Source organism: Streptomyces sp. CB02923, assembly GCF_001905005.1.
GTDB lineage: Bacteria > Actinomycetota > Actinomycetes > Streptomycetales > Streptomycetaceae > Streptomyces.
This window is the reverse complement of the sequence record NZ_LWKZ01000027.1, coordinates 173,258-193,682: the sequence shown is the minus strand read 5'-3', so window position 1 is coordinate 193,682 and position 20,425 is coordinate 173,258. Positions and strand designations below refer to the sequence as shown.

The 20,425-nt window shown below is 72.4% G+C and carries 17 protein-coding genes; 11 read left to right on the top strand and 6 right to left on the bottom strand.

Going from position 1 to position 20,425, the window contains the following annotated elements; genetic code table 11:
* Positions 1 to 23 precede the first annotated feature (23 nt).
* Positions 24 to 1,229 (bottom strand): MFS transporter, encoded by a 1,206-nt coding sequence (locus A6A06_RS35700; protein ID WP_073768316.1) that lies wholly within the window; start codon positions 1,227 to 1,229, stop codon positions 24 to 26.
* 91 nt (positions 1,230 to 1,320) lie between these two features.
* On the opposite strand from A6A06_RS35700, the gene A6A06_RS35695 reads away from it, so the two are divergent.
* Positions 1,321 to 2,370 (top strand): AraC family transcriptional regulator, encoded by a 1,050-nt coding sequence (locus A6A06_RS35695; protein WP_073767562.1) that lies wholly within the window; start codon positions 1,321 to 1,323, stop codon positions 2,368 to 2,370.
* 28 nt (positions 2,371 to 2,398) lie between these two features.
* Here A6A06_RS35695 and A6A06_RS35690 read toward each other — a convergent pair whose 3' ends face one another.
* Positions 2,399 to 3,442 carry a LacI family DNA-binding transcriptional regulator gene (locus A6A06_RS35690; protein ID WP_073767560.1) on the bottom strand — a complete coding sequence of 348 codons (1,044 nt, stop codon included), beginning with the start codon at positions 3,440 to 3,442 and terminating at the stop codon, positions 2,399 to 2,401.
* A gap of 350 nt (positions 3,443 to 3,792) precedes the next feature.
* On the opposite strand from A6A06_RS35690, the gene A6A06_RS35685 reads away from it, so the two are divergent.
* Both A6A06_RS35685 and A6A06_RS35680 read left to right on the top strand, forming a co-directional pair.
* Positions 3,793 to 4,749: an ROK family protein gene (locus tag A6A06_RS35685; RefSeq protein ID WP_073767558.1), complete on the top strand. Its 957-nt coding sequence runs from the start codon at positions 3,793 to 3,795 to the stop codon at positions 4,747 to 4,749.
* 89 nt (positions 4,750 to 4,838) lie between these two features.
* A complete protein-coding gene (locus A6A06_RS35680) occupies positions 4,839 to 6,770 on the top strand; it encodes a serine/threonine-protein kinase (protein ID WP_443333823.1) in 1,932 nt (643 codons plus the stop codon).
* Positions 6,771 to 6,857: 87 nt separating this feature from the next.
* Here A6A06_RS35680 and A6A06_RS35675 read toward each other — a convergent pair whose 3' ends face one another.
* Positions 6,858 to 8,942 (bottom strand): NPCBM/NEW2 domain-containing protein, encoded by a 2,085-nt coding sequence (locus tag A6A06_RS35675; protein ID WP_079194592.1) that lies wholly within the window; start codon positions 8,940 to 8,942, stop codon positions 6,858 to 6,860.
* A gap of 212 nt (positions 8,943 to 9,154) precedes the next feature.
* Here A6A06_RS35675 and A6A06_RS35670 point away from each other — a divergent pair, with 212 nt between their 5' ends.
* The 5 genes from A6A06_RS35670 (at position 9,155) to A6A06_RS35650 (ending at position 13,881) form a co-directional block, all read left to right on the top strand.
* Positions 9,155 to 10,471 (top strand): ABC transporter substrate-binding protein, encoded by a 1,317-nt coding sequence (locus A6A06_RS35670; protein WP_199931384.1) that lies wholly within the window; start codon positions 9,155 to 9,157, stop codon positions 10,469 to 10,471.
* Between the two features lie 46 nt (positions 10,472 to 10,517).
* A complete protein-coding gene (locus tag A6A06_RS35665; RefSeq protein WP_073768308.1) occupies positions 10,518 to 11,432 on the top strand; it encodes a carbohydrate ABC transporter permease in 915 nt (304 codons plus the stop codon).
* Entirely contained in the window at positions 11,429 to 12,361 is a 933-nt protein-coding gene (locus tag A6A06_RS35660; protein WP_073767556.1) for a carbohydrate ABC transporter permease, read from the top strand. Before A6A06_RS35665 ends, A6A06_RS35660 begins: the two co-directional genes overlap by 4 nt.
* A gap of 127 nt (positions 12,362 to 12,488) precedes the next feature.
* The gene (locus A6A06_RS35655; RefSeq protein ID WP_199931383.1) at positions 12,489 to 12,782 is read left to right on the top strand and encodes a hypothetical protein; all 294 of its coding nucleotides are present in this window, start codon (positions 12,489 to 12,491) and stop codon (positions 12,780 to 12,782) included.
* 73 nt (positions 12,783 to 12,855) lie between these two features.
* Entirely contained in the window at positions 12,856 to 13,881 is a 1,026-nt protein-coding gene (locus A6A06_RS35650; RefSeq protein ID WP_073767552.1) for an NUDIX hydrolase, read from the top strand.
* 116 nt (positions 13,882 to 13,997) lie between these two features.
* Here A6A06_RS35650 and A6A06_RS35645 read toward each other — a convergent pair whose 3' ends face one another.
* Positions 13,998 to 15,371, bottom strand: coding sequence for a dipeptidase (locus tag A6A06_RS35645; protein WP_073767550.1), 1,374 nt, complete (start codon positions 15,369 to 15,371; stop codon positions 13,998 to 14,000).
* 192 nt (positions 15,372 to 15,563) lie between these two features.
* Here A6A06_RS35645 and A6A06_RS35640 point away from each other — a divergent pair, with 192 nt between their 5' ends.
* On the top strand, positions 15,564 to 16,766 hold the full coding sequence (locus A6A06_RS35640; protein ID WP_073767548.1) for a geranylgeranyl reductase family protein: 1,203 nt from the start codon (positions 15,564 to 15,566) through the stop codon (positions 16,764 to 16,766).
* 45 nt (positions 16,767 to 16,811) lie between these two features.
* On the opposite strand, the gene A6A06_RS35635 is transcribed toward A6A06_RS35640, so the two are convergent.
* Entirely contained in the window at positions 16,812 to 17,282 is a 471-nt protein-coding gene (locus A6A06_RS35635; protein ID WP_073767546.1) for a nitroreductase family deazaflavin-dependent oxidoreductase, read from the bottom strand.
* A 426-nt stretch (positions 17,283 to 17,708) separates the two neighbouring features.
* Here A6A06_RS35635 and A6A06_RS35630 point away from each other — a divergent pair, with 426 nt between their 5' ends.
* Together A6A06_RS35630 and A6A06_RS35625 are read left to right on the top strand one after the other, a co-directional pair.
* The gene (locus A6A06_RS35630; RefSeq protein ID WP_073767544.1) at positions 17,709 to 19,049 is read left to right on the top strand and encodes a sensor histidine kinase; all 1,341 of its coding nucleotides are present in this window, start codon (positions 17,709 to 17,711) and stop codon (positions 19,047 to 19,049) included.
* Positions 19,046 to 19,711 carry a response regulator gene (locus tag A6A06_RS35625; RefSeq protein ID WP_073767542.1) on the top strand — a complete coding sequence of 222 codons (666 nt, stop codon included), beginning with the start codon at positions 19,046 to 19,048 and terminating at the stop codon, positions 19,709 to 19,711. Before A6A06_RS35630 ends, A6A06_RS35625 begins: the two co-directional genes overlap by 4 nt.
* A 90-nt stretch (positions 19,712 to 19,801) precedes the next feature.
* Here A6A06_RS35625 and A6A06_RS35620 read toward each other — a convergent pair whose 3' ends face one another.
* Positions 19,802 to 20,056, bottom strand: a complete 255-nt coding sequence (locus A6A06_RS35620; RefSeq protein ID WP_073767540.1) for a DUF6332 family protein — start codon at positions 20,054 to 20,056, stop codon at positions 19,802 to 19,804.
* Positions 20,057 to 20,425 lie beyond the last annotated feature (369 nt).

The window sequence follows — 20,425 nt, the reverse complement described above, 5'->3', positions numbered from 1 at the left end:
CAGCGGCCGGGCGCCCCGGTTCCTCACGTGAGCCGGGGCGCCCGGACCCGCAGGACGATCAGCAACGCGGAGGCGAGCAACACGGCGCCGGAGACGGTGAATACGGTGACGACGCCGCCGAGACCGAACATCACACCGCCCGCGGCGGCCCCGCCGGCGATGGCGGACTGCACGCCCACCACCACGAGCCCGCCCGCACTCTCCGCCTGGTCGGGCACCATGCGGGTCGACCAGTTCGACCACGCCACCGACACGCCGCCGAAGGCCAGGCCCCAGAGGACCACCAGCGCCACGTACCCCGCCTGCCCGGCGGGAAGCAGTGCCACGCCCAGTGCTGCCACGCCCATCAGCGCAGGCGTCAGCGTCAGCGCCAGGCGCAGGCTGATCTGCAGAAGCCATCCGGCCGCCAGCGTGCCCACGAAGTTCGCCACTCCGAAGACGAACAGCAGCAGCGCCAAGGCATCGGCGTCGACCTTCACCACGCTTTCCAGAGCGGGCCGGATATACGTGAACAGCGCGTAGTGCCCGATGTGCACCAGCAGCATTCCCACGATGCCCACCCCGAAGCCCGGTCGCCGCAGCACCTCCCACAACGTGCCCAGCCGTGCCGTTCCGCGGGGTGTCATCCGGGGCAGCGCGAACAGCTGGAACACCAACGTGACCACCCCGAGTGCGGCCGCCGCCAGGAAGGTGCTGCGCCAGCCGGACCGTTCGCCCAGGTAGCTGCCGAGCGGCACCGCCACGATGGTCGCCACCGCGATCCCGCTGAAGACGACCGATATCGCCCGCGGAACCAGAGCCGCGGGCACCAGACGCATCGTCACCGCCGCCGCCATGCTCCAGAAACCGCCGAGCGCGACACCCAGCAGGATGCGCATCAGCAACAGCACCGCGAGGTTGGCGGCCACGGCCACCAGCAGGTTGGACACGATCATCAGGACGGTGAAGCCGAGCAGCACGACCCTGCGGTCGACCCTCCGGGTCAGGCTCGCCGTCAGCAGTCCGGACAGCATCGCCGCCACCGCCGTGACCGTCACCGCCTGCCCCGCCAGGGCTTCCGGCACCCCCAGGTCGGCGGCCATCGGCGTCAGCAGGCTGGCCGGCAGGTACTCCGCCGTCAGCAGTCCGAAGACACCCACCGCCAGCGAGAACACCGCAGCCCACGACGACGGGGCCGGTTCGGGCGGTACCGGTTCCCCTTCGGCCGCCCGGGGTTCGGTATCGGACACGGTGTCACACACATCACTGCTCAACGGTTCAGCTCTCTTGCCTCGCGTGAAAAGGTCAAGTCAAGCCTGCACGCGAACTTCAGGATGAGCTATGACAGAGCGTCTGCACTATGTGACCGAAACTCCGGACGGGAAGGCTGTTGAGCCGTTCGCCCTGTCGTCCGACCTCATCAGTGAACTGCTGACCAGCATGCGGCTGCGCGGTGTCCGCTACCGCCGCGTCCATGTGGGCCCGCGGTTCGGCCTCACATTCGACGCCAAGCCAGGACGCGCCTATTTCCATTTCCTCGCCGTCGGCTCCGCCGTTCTGCGCACCGAGGACGGAACCGTCCGCGAACTCTCCGCCGGAAACGCCGTATTCATGCCGCACGGCGAGTCCCATCAGCTGCTTTCCGGTCCGGGCACACCGGCTCAGGGGATAGACAGTTTCGACGCGGTGCCCCTCAACAACGCGGTGTGTGACGTGGATGCCTGCCCGAGCGCCGAACCGGCTCCCAGCGCGGTCTTCTTCACCGGCTTCATGGAGTTCGACCTCGGCGGAATGCAGGGGATCAGCCGACTGATGCCGGATGTCATGCTGGTCGATGCCGAGGGGCAGCGTTATCCCGGACTCATGCCGATCCTGACGTCCATGAAGTGCGAAACCTGCTCCGCGCGTGTGGGTTTCGCCGGCATCCTCGCGCGGCTGGCCGAAGTGGCGGCGGCCATGATCGTGCGGGGCTGGATCGAATGCGGCTGCGACAACAGCTCCGGCCTCGTGGCCGCGCTGCGCGACCCCCGCCTGGCGTGCGCCATCCTGGCCCTGCACCGGCGGCCCGGACGTCACTGGACCGTGGCGGAGCTGGCAGCGGAATGCCATGTCTCCCGGTCCGTCTTCGCGGACCGGTTCCAGACCACGATCGGCATGCCGCCCCTGCGTTACGCCACGGAGCTGCGGATGCTCCTCGCCAGCCAGTTGCTGGCCCAGGACACCTTGCCGATCCAGTCCGTGGCGCAACGCCTCGGCTACACCTCCCAGGCCGCCTTCAGCCGCGCCTTCAAACGCGTCACCGGCAGGCCGCCCGGCGCCAGCAGGGACACCCACGTGCAACGGCTGTTGGTGAGGGGGCTGACGCAGGGGAAGGGGGAGGCCGGTGTATGAGGCCGCCGCCCGGCCGGTGCGGCGGGGCTCAGCTGCCCGCCGGTGGCGGAAGTTCGCCCGAGCCGCGCGGGATGAGCCGGGTGGGGATCTCCTGGCGCTGCGGAGGGCGCTCGGCGCCGTCGAGACGGTGGAAGAGCATCGCGGCGGCGGTACGGCCGAGGCGCGCGGCGTCCTGCGCCACGACGGTGATCGCGGGGGACACCAGGTCGGCGAGTTCGAAGTCGTCGAAGCCCACCAGCGCCACCGGGTACGGGCGTTCGGCGAGCACCCGTACCGCCGTGACGGTGATCCGGTTGTTGCCCGCGAACAGCGCCGTGACCGGCCGCGCGCCGTCCAGCATGGCGGTGGCCGTGAAACGTACCCGGTCCGGGGCGGTTGACCCGAGGGACACCCACGACTCGTCGACGGCCAGTCCGGCGTCGGCCATCGCCGTACGGTAGCCGCGCAGCCGCTCCCCGGCGGTGTGGATGCGCGGCTGGTCGCCGATGAAACCGATGCGGCGGTGGCCGTGCGCGATGAGGTGAGCCACCGCGTCGCGGGCGCCGCCGAAGCTGTCGGACAGCACCGTGTCCGCCTCGATCCGGCCCGCCGGGCGGTCCACGAAGACGGTGGCCACGCCCGCCGCGATCTCCGGCTCCAGATAGCGGTGGTCGTCACCCGCCGGAATGATCACCAGGCCGTCCACCCGGCGCGCGCACAGGGCGAGCGCCAGCTCCTGCTCACGGGCCGGGTCCTCGGCGCTGGACCCGTTGATCAGCAGTGCGCCGTGGTCCCGGGCGATCTCCTCGACGGCGCGGCTGAGCGGCCCGTAGAAGGGGTCCGCGAGGTCCTCCAGGACCAGGCCGATGCTGGCGGTGCGGCCCTTGCGCAGGATGCGGGCGGAGTCGTTGCGGCGGAAGCCGAGGGCGGTGATGGCGTCCTGGACGCGGCGCTCGGTCTCCGGCGTGACGCCGGGTTCGCCGTTGACCACCCGGGACACCGTCTTGAGGCCGACGCCGGCCCGGGCGGCGACGTCCTTCATCGTGGGCCGGCTGCCGTAGCGGCGGGAGGTGCCCCGGGCGGTGTCGGTCACGGTGCGCGGTCCTGATTCTGTCGGCTGCGGTGGGGTGCCGGCGGCGGTTGCGGCGTCCGGGCGGCCCTGGTGCGGCCACGGTTCCGGCTCTCGCTCCGGCTGTTGCTGGAGAGACGGGCGGGACGGGTGTGGCGGTTCCCCCTCCGGTACGCCGATGATGGCTGTGGCGGCGTCCGGGCGGCCGGTGCGTGGGGCCGGCCGGACGGGACCGTCCGGCGGTATCGCGCGAGGGTGCGCGGTACGGCGTCGAGCATAACCTCTGGACAACGTTGTCACTTAGCACGAGACTGGCGTTCCCGTGCCGGGCCCACGCCCCCCGGCCCAGGCGCCCACCAGGAGATTCGACACCGATGCAGACGGACCTGAGCGCAGCGCTGGACATCGGCGGCACCAAGATCGCCGGCGCACTGGTGGACGGGCGCGGCAGGCTGCTCGCCCGCACCACCCGGCCCACCCGCGCCGACCGGGACGGCGCCACCGTGCTGCGTGCTCTGACCGAGGTCGTGGGCGAGCTGACCGCGCACCCCGAGTGGGCCAGGGTGGCCGCCGTCGGCATCGGCAGCGCGGGCCCGGTGGACGCCCGGCGCGGCACGGTCAGCCCGGTCAACATCCCCGGCTGGCGGGACTTCCCGGTCGTCGCCGAGGTGCAGGGTCTGGTCGGGGCGCGCCCGGTCGTCCTGGTCGGCGACGGCGTGGCCATGACCGCCGCGGAACACTGGCAGGGCGCCGCCCGCGGCTACGCGAACGCCCTGTGCATGGTGGTCTCCACGGGCGTCGGCGGCGGCCTGGTCCTGGACGGCCGACTGCATCCGGGCCCCACCGGAAACGCGGGCCACATCGGCCACATCAGCGTGGACCTCGACGGCGACCCCTGCCCGTGCGGCGCCCGCGGCTGCGTCGAACGCATCGCCAGCGGCCCCAACATCGCCCGCCGCGCCCTCGAACGCGGCTGGCGGCCGGGCCCCGACGGCGACACCAGCGCCGCCGCGGTGGCCGCCGCGGCCCGTGCGGGTGACCCGGTGGCCCGTCACTCGTTCGAGCGGGCCGCCCAGGCCCTGGCCGCCGGTATCGCGGCCACCGCCACGCTCGTCGAGATCGAGATCGCGGTGGTCGGCGGCGGCGTGGCGGGCGCCGGTGACATCCTCTTCGCTCCGTTGCGCCGCGCCCTGCACGACTACGCGACGCTCTCCTTCGCCCGGGGCATCACGGTCGTACCGGCCCGGATGGGTACGGACGCCGGTGTGGTGGGTGCCGCGGCCGCCGCCGCGCAACAGTCGCGTCTCGATGCCTTCGCCCCGACGGCCTGAAGGGCCGTTGGGGGCCAGGTCTCCCTCTAGGCTGGTGCCGACCATGACAGGGGACGAGTGGGGCGAACGGGGCGAGTGGCGTGAATGGCGTGGACGGGCCGGGGGACGTGGGCAGCGGCGGGGACGGCGGGGGCGCTCGTGAAGGCAGCGGCGGCGCCGGGGAGTTGACCGGGCGGCTGCTCGGCGGGCGGTACCGGGTCACCGGCCAGATCGGGCGCGGCGGCATGGGCGTCGTCTGCCGGGCGGTCGACGAGGTGCTGGGCCGGGAGGTCGCCGTCAAGGTGCTGCGCGCCTACACCGACGCGTCCGCGCCGGAACTGGCCGACCTGCGCACCCGGATGCAGCGCGAGGCACGGGCCGCGGCCCGTATCCGGCACTCCGGCGTGGTCACCGTGCACGACGTGATCGACGAGGACGGGCGCCCGGTCATCGTCATGGAGCTCGTCGACGGCCCTTCGCTGGACGACGTGCTCGACCGGGGCGGCGCCATGGACCCACGCGAGATCGCCGCCATCGGCGCCAAGGTGATGGACGCGCTGGACGCCGCCCACCAGGTGGGCGTGCTGCACCGGGACGTCAAGCCCGGCAATGTGCTGCTGGAGGGCTGGGAGCGGCGTGCGTCCCGCCCGGACGCCGGGGTGGGCCGGGTGGTGCTCACCGACTTCGGCATCGCCAGCATCGAGGCGCCCGACGACGGGGCGACCACCCACCTCACCCGCAGCGGCGAACTCGTCGGCTCGCTCGACTACCTGCCGCCCGAGCGCGCCCAGGGGCAGCCGCCGTCGCCCGCCTCGGACATCTGGTCGCTGGGCATGACGCTGTACGCGGCCGTGGAGGGCGGCGGCGCGCCGTTCCGCCGTACGTCGGTCTGGTCGACCCTGACGGCGATCGTCTCCGAACCGCTGCCCGCGCCGCGCCGGGCCGGGCCGCTGACGCCCGTGCTGCACGCGCTGATGGCCAAGGACCCGGCCGCCCGGCCGAGCGCGGCCGAGGCGCGGGCGCTGCTGGCGGCGGCGGCCGACGGGCGCGACACGGTGCGGCTGGGCACGGGTACGGGTACGCCGCGGACGCCGACCGCGCCGGACGTCTGGGCGTCGCCGCCGCCCCCGCCGCACGGCCCGGAGACCGGCGGCTCCGGTTCTGCCGCCGGAGCGGTGACGTCCGCCGATGCCGGGCCGGTCAGCGGGCAGAGCCCCACGGGGCCGGTGTCCGCGGGCGGCCTCGGCGAGCGGGAGACCAGCACCGTGCCTGCCGCGGGCACGGCGGGGCGCGGGCGCCGTACCGCCGCGCTCACCGCCGCCGCTGTGGCCGCCGTCCTGCTGGCGGGTGGCGGAGTGACGTACGGACTGCTGGCCCGGGACTCCGGCAGTACGGTCGCGGAGCGGCGGCAGCCCGCGTCCCCGGAGGAACAGACGGCGCGGGCGGGCGCGTCGGGCGCGCCGAAGGAGACCGGGGACGCGAAGCCCGGTGCCGAGGCGGGCGGAAAGGACGAGGGCGGGCCGAGCATGGCGCCCGCCACTCCGGGCGGCGGGCCGTCGAAGGGCGCCGCGTCCGGGAAGCCCGCGCCCGGTGGCGGCGGGACGACCGGCAAGGGCGGCGACGGCGGCACGGCGACCGGTGGCACGGGCGGCGGTGGCGACGGCGGGCAGGGTGCTACCGGCGGCTCCGCGTCCGGAGGCGGGTCCGCCGCTTCGGGCGGCGGCAGTGCCACCGGCGGGACCGGCGGCGCTCCGGAGCCCAGTTCGTGCGCGCCGGCCGGCGGCGGCAATTCCAACTGCCTGGTGTGGCGCGGCGCCGCCTCGTACACCAGCTCCTTCCAGCAGGTCGGCACGTTGAACGCGGGCACCAACTACTTCTACTGCCAGGCGAATCTGGGCCGCCGGGAAACGTACGGCCGGTGGACCAACACGTGGTGGGCCAAGACGGACGACGACAGCGGCAATACCGGGGTGTACGTCAGCGCCGTCTACCTCAAGGGCGGCCGGAACGACGCGCCGGTCCCGGGCCTGCCGGTCTGCTGACCCGGGCCGGGCCCGTCCGTACGCGGGTGGCCGGGCGGGCCGTGCGGCCCGCCCGGCCGGTGCCGCGCCGTGCGGTGAACGGCCGTGTCAGCAGGTGAACTTCGCGTCGGCCCAGTCGCCGTGGTCGTAGAAGAAGCCGTCCCCGGCGTCCTGTACGACCAGCCGCACGGTGCCCGCCCCGGAGACCGCGGCGCTGATCGCCTTCGCCGGGTCCGGGCCGGTCAGCCTGCCGCTCTCGGCGACCTTCTGCCCGTCGGCCCACACCTCGAAGGTGACCGTCCCCTGGTCGCCCGTCTCGTCGTCCACGCCGACCTGCGCGCTGAACGCCGAGCACTTCCCGCCGGTGTAGTACGTGATCTCGCTGGGCGCGTGGGCGCCCAGCCCCTTGGCGTACGGCACGCCGCCGATGGTGATCGGCGTCCCGTCACCGGCCTGCGGCCCGCCCACGCTGGTGTCCTTCTCCACCGGACCGTAGCCGTTGGTGGCGGAGAGCCAGGTCAGGTCGCTGGCGTACGAGGTGCCGGGGGGCGGCGCCTGGACGACGGTGACGGCGAACGGCAGCGCCAGGGTCACGCGTTGCCCGCGCGTCGAGCGGTAGTCGGTGGTCAGCGTCAGTTCGTACGGGCCGGGCCTGGTCCCCGCCAGGGGCGATATCTTCCAGGCGGTGGCCAGTTCCTTGCCCGGGGGCAGGGTGTGGGCGGCGGTGGACGTGACCGGCTCGACGCGCCAGCCCTGCGGGCCCTTGAAGTCGACCTTGACGTCCAGCGCGGGGGTCCGGCCCAGGTTGCGGGTGAGGGTCGCGGTCCGGACCTCCTTGCCGACCTCGATGGGCGCGACGCCCTCCGCCGCGGTGTCCAGGGCCGGCGGGTACTGCGCCCAGTGGCGGTCGGCGGTGACGCGGTACAGCAGTGTGCCGTGAGCCGGTACGGTCCCGGCGATCTCGCCCGCGGTGTGGGTGTTCTCGTCCTTCCACAGGTCGCGCAGCCGGTAGCCGCTCGCCTGCGGTAGGCCCGCGTCCTTGGCGGTGGTGGTGATGTGCTGCGGCCGGTCGGTCTCGTTGAACAGGGCCACCGCCCGGTCGCCGTCGGCCAGCGGTTTGCTCAGCACCCAGCGGCCGCCCTCGGACTTCAGCACCTGGGCCTGTTTGCCCAGCGGGTCCTGGTCGAGCGCGACGACCTCGCGGTTGTCGAGGATGTCGAAGGTCGCCTGCGAGGCCTTGCGCAGGTCGGCGCCGATCAGCAGCGGCGCGGCCATCATCGACCACAGCGAGAAGTGGCTGCGGTACTCGGCGTCCGTCATGCCGCCGTTGCCGACCTCCAGCATGTCCGGGTCGTTCCAGTGGCCGGGACCGGCGTACGGCGACAGCGGCGCGTTCGCCTTGAAGATCGAGACCATGCTGTCCCACACGTCACTGATGTCACCGGTGGTGCGCCACAGGTGCCCGACGTCCGCCGCCCACTCCCATGGCTTGTTCTCGCCCCACTCGCAGATGCTGTAGACGATGGGGCGGCCCGTCGCCTTCAGGGCGTCGCGCATGGTGAGGTAGCGCTTCTTCGCGTCCACCCCCTGGTTGTTGCAGTTGTCGTATTTTAGGTAGTCCACTCCCCAGTCGGCGAACTGCCGGGCGTCGGAGTACTCATGGCCCAGTGCGCCCGGCATCGCCTGTGCACACGTCGTGGTGCCGGCGCTGGTGTAGATGCCGAACTTCAGTCCCTTGGAGTGGACGTAGTCGGCGACGGCCTTGATGCCGTTGGGGAACCGGGTGGGGTCCGGGACCAGTTTGCCGTTCGCGTCCCGCTCCTTCTTGGCCCAGCAGTCGTCCAGGTTCACGTACGCGTAACCGGCGGCCTTCAGGCCCTTCTCGACGAAGATGTCGGCGATTCCCTTGATCATCGCCTCGTTGAAGTCGGCTCCGCAGTGGGTGGAGTTCCAGTTGTTGAAGCCCATGGGAGGCGTCCTGGCCAGGCCGTCGGGCAGCCGCGGGGCGGCGGACGCGGCCGGGGCGGCGGCCTTCGCGGCGGGCGGCGGGCCGGGCGGGCCGCCGGTGGCGTCGGCCGGGCGGGCCGCGGCGGGCAGGGCGGTCACCCCTGCCGCGCTCAGGAGCGCCGCGGACAGCGCCGCGACGACTCTTCGCCGGGCGCGCAGGGGGGTGAGGGGGGTGTGCGGGCGCATGATTCGCGTCCTCCGTTCTCGGAGAGTGCAGTGAAGTCATGTACCAGTCAATTCCGAGTGTTTACGGTAAGGCTTGTTGGACTGTGTTGGAAGACGACGGGCGGCGGCGCGGGAAGAGACCGCCAAAAGCCTTGACTGTCCCCCTCGTTGGGAGTGAGATCCCAGCACTCGCGTTCGGTTCTGTTCGGTTCCATCGCCGAGGAGGGGGAATCATGGTCCAGTCATCGGGCGGCGGTTCGGGCCGGGGTACGCACCGGGCGCCACGCGGGGTGCCCCGGCGGTCCCTGTTGCGTGGCGCGGCGGCCGGTGCGGGGGCGGTCGCACTGCCGTCCCTGCTCACCGCGTGCGGCAACGGCCCCGGCGGCGGAGCCACCCTGGGGTCCAACGCCTCGGACGCGGTGCCCAAACGCGCGTACGCCGACGCCATCGCGGCGTACGAGAAGCAGTCGAAGAAGACGGTGAAGGTCAACACCGTCAACCACGAGAACTTCCAGGAGAACATCAACCGCTACCTCCAGGGCACACCCGATGACGTCTTCACCTGGTTCGCCGGATACCGGATGCAGTACTTCGCGCGAAAGGGCCTGCTCGCCGACATCAGCGATCTCTGGAGGGAGTTCGACGGGTTTTCCGACGCGGTGAAGAAACAGTCCACGGGCGAGGACGGCAAGCAGTACTTCGTTCCGTACTACTACTACCCGTGGGCGGTCTTCCACCGGAAGAGCGTTTTCCGGACGCGGGGTTACGAAGTGCCCGAGACCTTCGATCAATACCGTGCGCTCGCCCGGCAGATGCAGAAGGACGGCCTCACCCCATTCGCCTTCGGCGACAAGGAGGGATGGCCCGCCATGGGCACCTTCGACTACCTCGACATGCGGGCCAACGGTTACGACTTCCACATCGCCCTGATGCGCGGGGAGAAATCCTGGACAGGCCCGCAGGTACGGCAGGTCTTCGACCTGTGGCGGAGCCTGCTGCCGTACCACCAGGAAGGCGCCAACGGCCGGACCTGGCAGGAGGCGGCACAGTCCCTCCAGGGGAAGAAGGCCGGCATGACGGTCCTCGGACTACAGCACCCCGGCCAGCAGTTCACCGCGGAGAACCGCGCGGACCTGGACCTCTTCCCGTTCCCCGAGATCGATCCGGCCTTCGGGAAGGAGGCGGTCGAGGCGCCGATGGACGGGTTCCTGATGGCGAAGAAGACACGGCACCGGGACGCCGCCCGGGACCTGCTCACCTTCCTCGCCACTCCGCAGGCCGAGCTGGTCTACCTGAAACGGGACCCGAACAACGTCGCGGCCAACGGCGAGGCCGGCACACAGACGTATGACGCCCTCCAGAAGAAAGCCGTCCGGCTGGTGGCCGGCGCCCGGCAGATATCGCAGTTCATGGACCGCGACACCCGCCCCGATTTCGCCTCCACCGTACTGATCCAGGCGATCCAGCAGTTCATCGGCAATCCCGGCGACATCGACGGCCTGGTGAACAGCATCGAACGGCAGAAGAAGCAGATATTCGCCGCGGACTGACGCCGTGACCACCACGACCCGCACGACCGACGGGGGGCCGGAAACCATGCCGAAGACCGCGGCACGGCGCGCCGGACGCCGGGGCCCGCGGCGCCACAGCCGCCGCGACCTCGCCGTCCTGTGCGTCCTGCTGGGCCTGCCGGTCCTGCTCGACCTCGTCCTGGTCTGGGGCCCGACGCTGGCCTCCGTCGGCCTGTCCTTCACCGACTGGGACGGCGTCGGCGACATCGAATGGGCCGGGCTGGGCAATTACGAGCATCTCTTCGCCGACTATCCGCAGTTCTGGCCGGCGGTCCGCAACAACCTCCTGTGGCTGGCCGCCCTCGGCCTGCTCGCGACACCGTTCGGACTGCTGCTCGCCGCGCTCATCGACCGCGGCGTGCGGTTCAGCCGCTTCTACCAGTCCACGCTGTACATGCCGGTGGTGCTCTCGCTCGCCGTCGTCGGCTTCATCGCCCAGCTGATCCTCTCCCGGGACCAGGGCGCCCTGAACGCCCTGCTGGGCATCGGGAACGACCCGGTCGACTGGCTCGGGGACCCGGACCTCAACATCTGGATGATCCTGCTGGCCGCCTGCTGGCGGCACACCGGATACGTGATGATCCTCTACCTCGCCGGGCTGAAGTCCGTGGACCCGGAGCTCAAGGAGGCCGCGGCCATCGACGGGGCCACCGAACGGCAGACGTTCCTCCGGGTCGTGCTGCCCGCACTGCGCCCGGTGAACGTCATCGTCGGCGTCATCACCGTCATCGAGGCCCTGCGCGCCTTCGACATCGTCTACGCCGTCAACAAGGGCCGCAACGGACTGGAACTGCTGTCCGTCCTGGTGACCGACAACATCGTCGGCGAGGCGAGCCGGATCGGTTTCGGCTCGGCCATCGCCGTCGTCCTGCTGCTGGTCTCGCTCGGGTTCATCGTCACCTTTCTCGTCCAGGAACTGAGGGGGCAGGAGCGCCGATGACCGTGCCCGCCGTACGGACCGCGCGCCCGGTACGCCCCGCCGGACCGGCCGGAGGCGCACCCGGCCGCCGCCGTGACCGCCGCCGTGGCCGCTGGGGGGTGCACGCCTTCCTGCTCGCCGTCTCGCTCGCCTTCCTCGCGCCGCTGCTGCTCGCCGTCTACGCGTCGCTGCGCCCGTACGAGGAGACCGCCAGGGACGGCTACTTCTCCCTGCCGGACCGGCTCTCCTTCGACCACTACCGGCAGGCGTTCACCGATTCCGGCATGGGCCGCTATTTCCTGAACACCCTCCTGATCGCGGTACCGGGCGTGCTGATCACGCTCTTCCTGGCGTCCTTCGCCGCCTTCGCCGTGGCCCGGCTGCGGCTGCGCGGTTCGCTGCTCCTGCTGATGTTCTTCACGGCCGGCAACCTGCTGCCGCAACAGGTCATCGTCACCCCGCTCTACGTGCTCTTCACCAAGGTGCCGCTGCCGTACTGGATGTCCGACTCGCTGACGCTCTACGACTCGCTCTGGGCCGTGCTCGCCGTACAGGTCGCCTTCCAGCTCGGCTTCTGCGTCTTCGTGCTGGCGAATTTCATGCGGACCCTGCCCCGGGAAATCCTGGAGGCCGCGATCGTCGACGGCGCCGGGGTGTGGACGCGCTACCGGCGGGTGACCCTGCCGCTGTGCCGGCCCGCGCTGGCCGCGCTGGGCACCCTGGAATTCACCTGGATGTACAACGACTTCCTCTGGGGCCTGGTCTTCCTGTCCGACGGGGACAAACTCCCGGTCACCTCGGCACTGAACAATCTGCGCGGCCAGTTCTTCACCGACTACAACCTGCTGGCGGCGGGTTCGGTCATCGTCGCGCTGCCCACGATCGTCGTCTTCCTGCTCCTGCAACGGCACTTCATCGCGGGTCTGACCCTGGGTGCGAACAAAGGATGACAAGGGATGAGGGGACCGGTCCGTGTCACCGCGCGCCCGCGCGGGGAATATCGGTGCGCGGCCCCTTGCCGGGCCCGGCCGGGGCGGAGACGCTCCGGCTACATCCCGAGCGGGAAAGGGGAGCGTCATGACGAATGCTCAGATGTGGGCGCTGATCGTGGGGTTCGTGTCGCCGTTGCTCATCTCCGTCGTGAATCAGCCGCAATGGTCGCACGCCACCAGAACTCTGGTGCAGGTGATGGTCTCGGTGCTGGTGGGACTGGGGAGTGCGCTCTTCGCCGGGGACTTCGCCGGAAAGGACGTGGTGACCAGCATCCTCGTCGCCGCCGTGGCCGCGATCAGCGCGTACAAGGGGGTCTTCAAACCTTCCGGGATCGCGCCGAAGGTGGAAAAGGCCACGTCTGCGACAGCACGCGGATAGCCCCGTCCCCGCAAAAGTTTCCGTGGCAGGGTGTTACGGGCAACTCACAGGGGTCTAGGGACAAGGGGGCAATGTGATCGTCTGGCTGAACGGCGCGTCCGGTGCGGGAAAGTCCACCGCGGCCCGGCACCTGCTGGACCTGCTTCCCGGAAGCACGCTCTACGACCCCGAACTGGTCGGCGGCGAGCTGCGGCTGATGCTGCCCGCCGCGCGGCTGGCGCAGATCGGCGACTACCAGGACCTGCCGTCCTGGCGCCGGCTCGTCGTGGACACGGCCGCCGCCCTGCTCAACGAGGTGCCGGGGCCGCTCATCACCCCCATGCCGCTGCTGCGCCAGGACTACCGGGACGAGATATTCGGCGGCCTCGCCTCGCGCCGGGTGCCGGTACGCCATGTCCTGCTGCACGCGGAGGAAACGATCCTCCGCGAGCGGGCGGGCCGTGCCGGCCGTACCGGGGGCCCGGCGGGCGACACGGCCGCCCGGCAGCGCGCACACCTGGAGTCGTACGAGGACGCGCTCGGCTGGCTCAAGCAGGACGCGCACGTCATCGACACCGCCCGGCTGACGCCCCGAGAGACCGCCGAGCGGGTCGCGGAAGCGGTCCGCACCGGCGCCGGGGCCTGCGACATCGTGCAGACACCGGAGCCCACGGCGGAGACCCTGGCGGCCGGGGTACTGCTCTTCGACGACGCCGACCGGGTGCTCCTGGTGGACCCGACGTACAAGCCGGGCTGGGAGTTCCCCGGCGGCGTCGTGGAGCCGGGCGAGCCGCCGGCCCGCGCGGGGCTGCGCGAGGTGACCGAGGAACTGGGCATCCGGCTGCGCAGCGCGCCACGGCTGCTGGTGCTGGACTGGGAACCACCCGTGCCGCCCGGCTTCGGGGGGCTGCGGATGCTCTTCGACGGCGGGCGGCTGGCGGGCGAGCAGATCCGCGATCTGCTGCTGCCGGGACCCGAACTGCGGGACTGGCGGTTCGCCACCGAGGAGGAGGCGGCGGACATGCTGCCCCCGGTCCGCTGGAACCGGCTCCGCTGGGCCCTGCGCGCACGCGAACAGGGACGCCCGCTCAATCTTGAGGCGGGCGTCCCTGTGGGATGAGGCGGCACCGGCCGGGGGCGGCGGAAGGGCCCCCGGCCGGCGTTCGCGTCGTACGGGTGCTCAGCCGGTGCCCGTGCCGTAGGGGTGCTCAGCCGGTGCCCGTGCCGTAGGGGTGCTCAGCCGGTGGCGGTGCCGGACTGCCGCGCGTACCGCTGGAGGAACAGGGCCTCGGCGAGCGAGAGGCGCTCCAGCTCCTGCGGCGAGACGCTCTCGTTGACCGCGTGGATCTGCGCCTCCGGCTCGCTGAGGCCGATGAGCAGGATCTCGGCCTGCGGGTAGAGCGCGGCGAGGGTGTTGCACAGCGGGATCGAACCGCCCATACCGGACGTCTGCATCTCGGCGCCGTCGTACGCCTCCCGCATCGCCTCCGCCATCGACGCGTACGCCGGGCTGCCGGTGTCGGTGCGGAACGGCTGGCCCTGCCCGATCTGCTCGACGGTGACCCGCGCGCCCCACGGGGCGGCCTTCTCCAGGTGCGCGGTGAGCAGCTCGGACGCCTTCACCGCGTCCGTGCCCGGCGGAATCCGCAGGCTCACCAGCGCCCGCGCGCCCGCCTGCACGGACGGCGTGGCGCCGACCACCGGCGGGCAGTCGATGCCGAGGACGGTGACGGCGGGGCGCGCCCAGATCCGGTCGGCGACCGTACCGCTGCCGGTCAGGGCGACGCCGTCGAGCACCTTGGCGTCCTTGCGGAACTCCTCCTCCGGGTACTGCAGGCCGTCCCAGCACGCGTCCGGCTCCAGACCGTCGACGGTCGTCGTGCCGTCCTCGGCCCGCAGCGAGTCCAGTACGCGGATCAGCGCCGCCAGCGCGTCCGGGGCCGCCCCGCCGAACTGGCCGGAGTGCAGATTGCCCTCCAGGGTGTCCACCTGGACGCGGACCACCGTCATACCGCGCAGCGTCGCCGTCACCGTCGGCAGGCCGACGCGGAAGTTGCCCGTGTCACCGATGACGATGGTGTCGGCGGTCAGCAGCTCGGGGTGGGCCTCGGCGTACTGCTCCAGGCCGCCGGTGCTCTGCTCCTCCGAGCCCTCCACGATCACCTTGACGTTGACCGGGACGCCGCCGTGCTCCTTGAGCGCCCGCAGCGCCGTCAGGTGCATGATCAGGCCGCCCTTGCAGTCGGCGGCACCGCGCCCGTACCAGCGGCCGTCCCGCTCGGTCAGTTCGAACGGCGGCGATATCCAGGCGGACTCGTCCAGCGGCGGCTGCACGTCGTAGTGCGCGTACAGCAGCACGGTCGGCGCCCCGGCGGGCCCCGGCAGGAAGCCGTACACGGACTGCGTGCCGTCCGGGGTGTCCAGCAGCGCCACATCCGTGAAGCCCTCGGAGCGCAGTGCGCCCGCGACCCACTCTGCGGCGGCCTCGCACTCACTGCGCGGGAACTGCGCCGGATCGGCGACCGACTTGAAGGCCACCAGCTCGGCCAGCTCGGTCCTGGCCCGGGACTGCAGCGAGGCGACGGTTTGCGCGAGCGGGCTTTCAGGCATGGAACGCTCCTTGTGGGCGCGGCGTTGTACACGTGGGTCTCACGTGCCGGTCCGTCCGGTTCTACCCCACCGGACCAACCGTACGTACGGGCGATTCTGGGGCCGATCTTCCCACAGGAAGACCGTCCGGCGGCGCGCCGTAGGATGCGGGCGGTACGCGCAGCAAGGCATCGAACGGGAGCAGAAGCACAGGTGAGCAGCGACAGCGCAGCCGAGGAGAACCAGCAGGTGTGGGACGTCGTGGTGGTGGGCGCGGGGCCCGCCGGAGCGTCGGCCGCCTACGCCGCGGCATGTACGGGACGCCGGGTGCTGCTCCTGGAGAAAGCCGACCTGCCCCGCTACAAGACCTGTGGCGGCGGCATCATCGGACCGTCCCGCGACGCGTTGCCACCCGGCTTCGACCTGCCGCTGCGCGACCGCGTGCACGCGGTGACGTTCTCCCTGAACGGGAAGCTGACCCGCACCCGCCGCTCCAAGAACATGCTGTTCGGGCTGATCAACCGCCCCGAGTTCGACGCCCAGCTGGTCAAGACCGCCCAGGACGCCGGAGCCGAGCTCCGTACGGGCGCCACGGTCTCCCGGGTCGAACAGCACGGCTCGGCGGTGCCCGACCGGCGGACCGTCGCCGTGGTGCTGGGCGACGGCGAGGTGGTGCTGGCCCGCGCGGTGGTCGGCGCGGACGGCAGCGCCAGCCGGATAGGCGCCCACGTCGGCGTGAAGATGGACCAGGTCGACCTGGGCCTGGAGGCCGAGATCCCGGTACCGCCGACGGTCGCCGAGGACTGGGCCGGGCGGGTGCTCATCGACTGGGGCCCGATCCCGGGCAGCTACGGCTGGGTCTTCCCCAAGGGCGACACCCTCACCGTCGGCGTGATCTCGGCCCGCGGCGAGGGCGCCGCGACCAAGCGCTACCTGGACGACTTCATCGGCCGGCTCGGCCTCGCGGGCTTCGAGCCGGACATCTCCTCCGGGCACCTGACCCGCTGCCGCGCCGAGGACTCGCCGCTCTCCCGCGGCCGCGTCCTGGTCTGCGGCGACGCCGCCGGACTGCTGGAGCCGTGGACCCGCGAGGGCATCTCCTTCGCGCTGCGGTCGGGGCGGCTCGCGGGGGAGTGGGCGGCCCGCGTCGCGGAGGCCAACGACGCGGTGGACGCGCGCCGCCAGGCCCTGAACTACGCCTTCGCGATCAAGGCCGGGCTCGGGGTGGAGATGGGCGTCGGGCGCCGTATGCTCACCCTCTTCTCCCGCCGCCCCGGCATGATCCACGCGGCCCTCACCGGCTTCCGCCCGGCCTGGCACGCCTTCGCGAAGATCGTCCGCGGCACGACGACGCTGGCCGAGATCGTCCGTACGCATCCGGTCGCGCGGCGGGCGCTGGGGACGTTGGACCGGTAGGGCCCGGGGCGGGCGGGTTCGGTCGCGGCGGGGCCGGGGCCGTCCTCAGGACGGCTCGGGCTCCGATGCGGCGAACGTCAGCCTGAAGACCGGGTGGCCGGGCGCCACCGCGAGCAGTTCCTCGTCGGAGGAGTCCGTGCCCGCCCCGCCGAAGTGCAGCTTCACCTCCCAGCCCCACCGTTTCAGGTAGGCGCGCAGCAGCTCCGGGGTCTCGGCGGCAGGCAGCTCCTCGGCCGTGAAGCTCCGGGTGCGCCGGCCGACGCGCAGCGTGCCCCCGCCCGCCGCCCGCAGATTGCGCACCCACGCCGACGTGCCGCGGGCGGACACCAGGTACGTGCTGCCCCGGTACGTCAGCGGATTGACCGGGACGCGCCGCCACGTACCGCTCGTACGTCCCCGCACCGCCAGGTCCGCGGCCCCGGCGAAGCTGACACCGTGGCGGGCGAACCAGCCGATCACACCGTTCAGACGGACGGTGAGGCGGCCGGGCTTGTCGTAGGCAGGGGTGGTCGTCATCGGGCGGCCTCCTGGGCGTCGGCGGAAGCGGGGCTTCCGGGAGAAGCGGGGCTTCCGGGGGAGGGGTGCTCTGGGATGGGGCTCCTGTATGGGGTGTTCTTGTACGGGGGCGTTCTTGTCCGTGGGCGCTTCTGTACGGGGGCGCTCCCGTACGGGGTGCTCCTGTACGGGGTGACGGGGTGTCTCCCGGCGGGGGAGCCGTGCCCCGGTGGCGAACAGTGTCGGCGATGCCGCCGTCGTCGGCTACTCCCTGCGGCCACTCCCCGCAGCCGACTTTCTGCGGCCGCTCCCCGCGGGCAGCCTCCTGTGGCCGTACCCCGCAGGCGACTTCCTCCGGCCGCTCCCCGGAGCTACTCCCCGCGGAGTACGCGTGATCACCACGCCGGGCTGACGCCCCCGTACGGTGCGCCGGTCTAGCGTGGCGGCATGGACGACGGACGGCCGCGGTGGGCGCGGTTCTGCCAGGGCCCGCGACCGGGCGGCCCGCGTCCGGGCGGGTGGCGGGCGGCGGGGGGTGTTCACCCCGGAGCCTGGGGCGGTGCCCGGCTGCCCTGGTTCTCGACGGTCTGGCTGACCGTGTTCGTGCTGGTCGGCACGCGGTTCGCCGCGAAGGGGCAGCCCGGCCGCGCCGACCTCGGCCCGCTCGCGTACACGCTGCTGATCGCGGGCGCGGCCCTGCTGCTCCTGCGGCACCGCCACCCGCGTACCGTCGCCCTCGGCACCGCCGTCGTCTGCTCCGTCTATCTCGCCGCCGGATATCCGTACGGTCCGGTCCTGTTCGTCGTCGCCTTCGGCTGCTTCGCGGGCATCGTCGCCGGGCACCGCACGGCGGCCTGGACCGGCGTCGGTCTGGTCTGGGCGAGCCACCTCCTGGTCGGCCACTGGCTGTACCGCTGGCTGCCGCCGCCGGGCGACCGGCCCGCGCCCTGGGGAGAGCAGCTGTTCGTCACGGCCGTCGTGGCGGCGGTCGTGGCGGTCTCCGAGCTGGCGCGCGTACGCCGGGAACAGTTCGCGCGGATACGCGCCGAGCGGATGGCCGCCGAGCGGCGGCGGGCCGACGAGGAACGGCTGCGGATCGCCCGCGAACTGCACGACGTGCTCGCGCACAGCATCTCCGTCATCAACGTCCAGGCGGGCGTCGGCCTCGCCCTCCTGGACGCCGACCCCGAACAGGCCCGCACCGCCCTGACCACCATCAAGGCCGCCAGCAAGGAAGCACTGGGCGAGGTCCGACAGGTCCTGGACACGCTGCGGACCCCCGGCGACGCCCCGCGCGCCCCCGCACCCGGCCTGGACCGGCTGCCCGAACTCCGCGAGCAGGCCGCGGGCGCCGGGCTCACGGTGGAGGTCACCGAGAGCGGCGCCCGCACCGGCCTCGCTCCGGGCGCCGACCTGGCCGCCTTCCGGATCGTCCAGGAGGCGCTGACCAACATCGTGCGGCACTCCGGGTCCCGCACCGCCCGGGTCCGGCTCGGGCACCGCACCGACGCGTTGGAGATCACGGTGGACGACGACGGTCCGGCGACCGCGGCCGGGCGCGCCGGAGACGTCATCGGGGGCGGCAACGGCCTGATCGGCATGCGGGAACGCGCCGCCGCACTCGGCGGCACCGTCGAGGCGGGGCCACGCCCGGACGGCGGATTCCGGGTGCACGCCCGCGTCCCGCTGCGCCCCGCGACACCCGCCGGGCCACCGGAGCCGCAGCGGCCCGGTGCCGCGCACGCTCCGGATACGGTGAAGCCCCACGCCACCGAGGAGGAGTCGTGATCCGGGTACTGCTCGCCGACGACCAGCTGCTGGTCCGCGCCGGATTCCGGGCCCTGCTGGACGCCCAGCCCGACATCGAGGTCGTCGGCGAGGCGGCGGACGGCGAGGAAGCGCTCGTCGCCCTGCGCGAGCTGCGGCCCGACACCGTCCTGATGGACATCCGGATGCCGGTGCTGGACGGTCTCGCCGCCACCCGCCAGATCACCGAGGACCCCCGGCTGTCCGCCGTGAAGGTCGTCATGCTCACCACCTTCGAGCTGGACGAGTACGTCTTCGAGGCGATCCGCTGCGGCGCCTCCGGGTTCCTGGTCAAGGACACCGAGCCGGAGGAACTCGTGCGGGCCGTACGCGCCGTGGTCGAGGGCGACGCGCTGCTCTCCCCGGGCGTGACCCGCCGGCTGATCGCCGAGTTCGCCGCCCGCTCCAAGGAACCGGCGGCCGACGGCACGCTGGCCGCGCTCACCGAGCGGGAGCGGGAGGTGATGGCTCTCGTCGGCATCGGGATGTCGAACGAGGAGATCGCCCGCCGTCTGGTCGTCAGCCCGCTGACCGCCAAGACCCACGTCAGCCGCACGATGGTCAAGCTGGGCGCCCGGGACCGGGCCCAACTGGTCGTGCTGGCCTACGAGTCGGGTCTGGTGCGCCCGGGGTGGCTCGGGTAGCCGCCCGTCCGGCCCGGGAGCGCTCTCCGGCCGGCCGGGCCGGGGTGCGTACCGGGCGTGCCGAGGCCGCGGAGATCCGTCGGAAGCGCCCTACCGGCCCTGCCCGGAGCGCCGGCCGGTGAATCGGCGCAGGACACGCACCACCCGCCACACGAACGCGACCCCCGCCGCGCTTCCGGCCGCCGCCAGGAACACCCCCGTCCAGGTCCGGTCCGGACCGATGAAGAACAGGGGACTCACGACCACGCCGAACGCGAGGACGGCCGCGAACACACCGGTCAGCAGGGCGAAACCGATCTCGACGGTCATCGCGTCGCGTTCGGCCTGGGAACGGGTCGGAGACATGGTGACAGTCTGTCATGTGGTCACCAGAGATCCACAGTTGTCGGGCGGGTTCCGCCGGGCCCGGCGGGGACCGGCCCTCGGGGAGCATCCGAACGGAAAACACCGGTAGCGGAGCGACCTTGGTTCCAGTTCGGTGACGTGCCCGTTTTGCCTGTCCAGCGGGCTCTACGGTCCTCGGCGTGCCGGTTGACCGCCGAGCCGGAGGCGCTCACCGCGCTCGTCCTGGAGAGCGAGCAGGCCGGACACCTCGCCGAACCCGCCTCCGCCCCGCACGCCGTGTACGTCCAGGTTGCCGCCGGGCTGCCCGGCATGACGGAAACGTTCACGCACATCTCCGGCGCCGACTCCGGCATGGCCGACAGAGCGCTG